The sequence below is a fragment of the Rhizobacter sp. P2_H2 genome, assembly GCF_056403375.1.
On the sequence record NZ_JBFUFP010000535.1, the window covers coordinates 1 to 3,693 of the forward strand.

General features: G+C 69.5%; 6 protein-coding genes. 5 read left to right on the plus strand and 1 reads right to left on the minus strand.

Annotated features, from left to right (window positions below; all coding sequences use genetic code 11):
- The 4 genes from AC1D15_RS21900 to AC1D15_RS21915 all read left to right on the plus strand — a co-directional run.
- Nucleotides 1–474: aminotransferase class I/II-fold pyridoxal phosphate-dependent enzyme (locus tag AC1D15_RS21900; protein ID WP_477827628.1), on the plus strand; the 474-nt coding region annotated here is incomplete at its 5' end.
- A gap of 89 nt (nt 475–563) precedes the next feature.
- Nucleotides 564–821 (plus strand): BufA2 family periplasmic bufferin-type metallophore, encoded by a 258-nt coding sequence (gene bufA2, locus AC1D15_RS21905; protein WP_477827629.1) that lies wholly within the window; start codon nt 564–566, stop codon nt 819–821.
- A 27-nt stretch (nt 822–848) separates the two neighbouring features.
- Entirely contained in the window at nt 849–1,697 is an 849-nt protein-coding gene (bufB, locus tag AC1D15_RS21910) for an MNIO family bufferin maturase (RefSeq protein ID WP_477827630.1), read from the plus strand.
- Nucleotides 1,694–2,437 (plus strand): HvfC/BufC family peptide modification chaperone, encoded by a 744-nt coding sequence (locus AC1D15_RS21915; protein ID WP_477827631.1) that lies wholly within the window; start codon nt 1,694–1,696, stop codon nt 2,435–2,437. The genes bufB and AC1D15_RS21915 overlap by 4 nt, the downstream gene beginning before the upstream one ends.
- On the opposite strand, the gene AC1D15_RS21920 is transcribed toward AC1D15_RS21915, so the two are convergent.
- The gene (locus AC1D15_RS21920) at nt 2,434–3,027 is read right to left on the minus strand and encodes a peroxidase-related enzyme (RefSeq protein WP_477827632.1); all 594 of its coding nucleotides are present in this window, start codon (nt 3,025–3,027) and stop codon (nt 2,434–2,436) included. The two genes, AC1D15_RS21915 and AC1D15_RS21920, sit on opposite strands and share 4 nt — an antisense overlap.
- An 87-nt stretch (nt 3,028–3,114) precedes the next feature.
- Between AC1D15_RS21920 and AC1D15_RS21925 the strand changes: the two genes are divergently transcribed.
- Nucleotides 3,115–3,510 (plus strand): translation initiation factor Sui1, encoded by a 396-nt coding sequence (locus AC1D15_RS21925; protein ID WP_465111525.1) that lies wholly within the window; start codon nt 3,115–3,117, stop codon nt 3,508–3,510.
- The last annotated feature ends 183 nt before the right edge of the window (nt 3,511–3,693 follow it).

Here is a 3,693-nt window from a genome sequence, read left to right on the forward strand (position 1 = left end):
TTCTCGAAGAGCTTCTCGTTGTATGGCGAGCGCTGCGGCGGCCTGAGCGTGGTGTGCCCGAACGCGGCCGAAGCGGCGCTGGTGCTGGGCCAGATGAAGGCGACGATCCGCAGGAACTACAGCAGCCCGCCGACGCATGGCGGCCAGATCGTCGCGCGGGTGCTGCAGACGCCGGCGCTGTACGAGCAGTGGGCGGCCGAGCTCGACGCGATGCGTGTCCGCATCAAGGCGATGCGCGAGAAGCTGCATGCAGTGCTGAGCGCCAAGCTGCCGGGCCGCGACTTCGGCTACTTCCTGAGCCAGCGCGGGATGTTCAGCTACACCGGGCTGACGGCCGAGCAGTGCGACCGGTTGCGCGAGGACCATGCGGTGTACCTGGTGCGCTCGGGGCGCATGTGCGTCGCGGGGCTGAACTCGGGCAACGTCGAGGCGACGGCGGTCGCGATGGCCGAAGTGCTGAAGCAGCCGGTGTAAGGACGCGCGGCGGTTACCGACAGAGTGGGGCTGGCGCGGGGGATTCATCCCCGCCTGCACGTCCCCACACCAACCTGAAGGAACCGATCATGCTGAACCTGAAGTCCGGCCTCGCCCTGGCCACCACCGCCGCCKCCCTGTTCTCGCTGGGCACCGTTGCCACCAGCGTGCAGGCTGCCGATGAAGGCAGCGTCAAGTGCGCCGGCGTCAACAGCTGCAAGGGCACCTCCGACTGCAAGACCGCCAAGAGCGAATGCAAGGGCCAGAACGGCTGCAAGGGCCAGGGCTGGGTCGGCAAGAAGACCGCTGCCGAGTGCACCAGCGCCGGCGGCACGGTGCTGAAGTAAGACCTGGCGCCCGAAGCCGGCATTGACATGAACACCGCGCTGCAAGGCTTCGGGCTCGGGCTGCGCACCGAGCACTACCGCAACTTCTGCAGCGACGACCGCGCACTCGCGCGGCGCGTCGACTGGCTCGAAGTGATCTCCGAGAACTACATGGTGCCCGGCGGCAAGCCGCTGCACCACCTCGATCGCATCCGCCGCGACCACCCGATGGTGATGCACGGCGTGTCGATGTCGATCGGCAGCACCGACCCGCTGAACGCCGGTTACCTGCGCGACCTGAAGGCGCTGGCCGATCGCATCGAGCCGGCCTGGGTCTCCGACCACCTGTGCTGGACCGGCGTCGACCACCACAACCTGCATGACCTGATGCCGATGCCCTACACCGAGGCGGCGCTGCGCCACCTGGTGCCGCGCGTGCGCCAGGTGCAGGATGTGCTCGGCCGGCGGCTGGTGCTGGAGAACGTGTCGAGCTACGTCAGCTTCGCGGCCGACGAGATGAGCGAGTGGGAGTTCATCGGCGAGCTGCTGCAGCGCGCCGACTGCGAGCTGCTGCTGGACGTCAACAACGTGCACGTCAGCAGCGTGAACCATGGCTTCGATGCACGGCGCTTCATCGACGCGATGCCGCGCGAGCGCGTGCGGCAGATCCACCTGGCCGGGCACGAAGACCATGGCAGCTACCTGATCGACACGCACGACCACCCGGTGTGCGCGGCGGTGTGGGCGCTCTATGGCTACACGGTGCAGCGGCTCGGCCGGGTGCCGGCGATGATCGAGCGCGACGACCACATCCCGCCGCTGGCGGAACTGGTGGTCGAGCTGGACCAGGCGCGCGCGGTGGAAGCTGCGGCGCTGCAGATGGCGGAGGCCGCATGAGCGTGTTGATGCACCAGCAGAGCGGGCTGCACGCTGCAATGCTCGGCGCGGTGGCTCCCGAAGGATTGCTGCGCGAGCCGGTGCAGCACGAGCCGCTGCTGCGCATCTACCAGAACGCCTACCGCGCGCGGCTGGTGGCGGCGCTGCGCGACAACCACGGCGTGCTGCCGCGCGCGATGGGCGACGAGGCCTTCGATGCGCTGGCCGAGGCCTACCTGCAGGCGCATCCGTCGCGGCAGCCGTCGATCCGCTGGTTCGGGCACCGGCTGGCGGAGTTCATGGCGGCACATCCCGGCTTGGTGCCGCATCCGGCGTTCGTCGACCTGGCACGCATGGAGTGGGCGTTGCGCGATGCCTTCGATGCGGCGGATGCGACGCCGATGACACCGGCCGAGCTGGCGGCGCTGCCCGTCGACGGCTGGCCGCAGCGCGTGCTGCGCTTTCATCCGAGCGTGCAGGTGCTGGCGCTCGACTGGCACGTGGAACCTGCGTGGCGGGCGCTGCAGGGCGACGACGAGCCGGAGCTGGCCGAGCCCGAGGCGGGCGAGCACCAGCTGATCGTCTGGCGGCCGCTGCTGGAGACGCGCTGGCGGACGGTGGCGAGCGCGCTCGAGGCGCGGTTGCTCGTGGCGGCGATGCGGGGCGAGGACTTCAGCGCGCTGTGCGAGATCGCGGCCGATGCGGTCGGGGTGGTCGGCACGGTCCAGCAATGGACCGCCGAGGGCCTGCTGATCCGCTAGGCCTTCTTCTCCCGCGCCACCCGCCCCATCAGGTAGAACTCATCGTTCGGCCGCAGGCTCATCAGGTTCGCCATCCGGTTGCTCAATCCGAACAAGGCGGTGATCGCGCCGATGTCCCAGATGTCCTCGTCGTCGAAGCCGTGCACGCGCAGCGCCTCGAAGTCCGACTCGACGATGTTGGCCGCGTCGTTGCAGACCTTCATCGCGAAGCCGAGCATCGCCTTCTGCCGCGGCGTGATGTCGGCCTTCAGGTAGTTGGTCGCGACCTGGTCGGCGAGCTGCGGCTGCTTCTCGTAGACGCGCAGGATCGCGCCGTGCGCGACCACGCAGTACAGGCAGTTGTTGGCCCCCGAGGTCGCGACGATGATCATCTCGCGCTCGCCCTTCGTCAGGTGGCCGCCTTCCTTCAGCAGCAGCGCGTCGTGGTACGCGAAGAAGGCCCGCGCCTCGTCGGGCCGGTGCGCGAAGCCGAGGAACACGTTCGGCACGAAGCCCGCCTTCTGCTGCACATCGAGGATGCGCGCGCGGATGTCGTCGGGCAGGCCGGCGAGTTCGGGCACCGGGTAGCGGCTGACGGGTGGGTGGCGCATGGGTGTGTCTCCTGGTCTTGTGATCGAGCCAGGATACGTCGCTGCGCGGCGGCCCGGGCCCCGGCGTTACCATCGCCGCCCGAAAGGATGTCCATGCCGAAGCCCCTCAACGAACGCCGGTCCGGCACCCTCGCTGACCTGTCGGCGCTGGTCTATTCCACCGACACCGGCCGAATCTGCCCCGACTGCCGCCAGCCGGTCGCGCAGTGCGCGTGCAAGGCGCAGAAGGCGCTGCCGCAGGGCGACGGCATCGTGCGTGTCTCGCGCGAGACCAAGGGCCGCAAGGGCAAGGGCGTGACGCTGGTGAAAGGCCTGCTGCTCGACGCCGACGCGCTGACCCTGCTGTCACGCGAGCTGAAGGCCGCCTGCGGCGTCGGCGGCACCGTGAAAGATGGCGTCATCGARCTGCAAGGCGACCACGTCGAGACGGTGATGGAGCGCCTGAAGCGCGCCGGCCACACCGTCAAGCGCGCCGGCGGCTGAGCCCCGCCCGCGCCCCCGTCAAGGGGCCGCTTCCAGCAGCAGGTACTTGCGCAGCAGCGGCGCCGTCAGGCTGAAGCGCGCTGCCGACACCGTCGCGATGAAGCAGGCCTCGCCCACCTGGCGAGGGTTGTCGATCGCGGTCACATAGAGCAGCTCGCCGCCGGGTTGGCGCCACAGCACCAC

What these genes read in the sequence shown, in the direction of transcription:
- bufB (WP_477827630.1), top strand. Translation starts at nt 849, where the DNA reads ATGAACACCGCGCTGCAAGGCTTCGGGCTCGGGCTGCGCACCGAGCAC.
- AC1D15_RS21920 (WP_477827632.1), bottom strand. Translation starts at nt 3,027, where the DNA reads ATGCGCCACCCACCCGTCAGCCGCTACCCGGTGCCCGAACTCGCCGGC.
- AC1D15_RS21915 (WP_477827631.1), top strand. Translation starts at nt 1,694, where the DNA reads ATGAGCGTGTTGATGCACCAGCAGAGCGGGCTGCACGCTGCAATGCTC.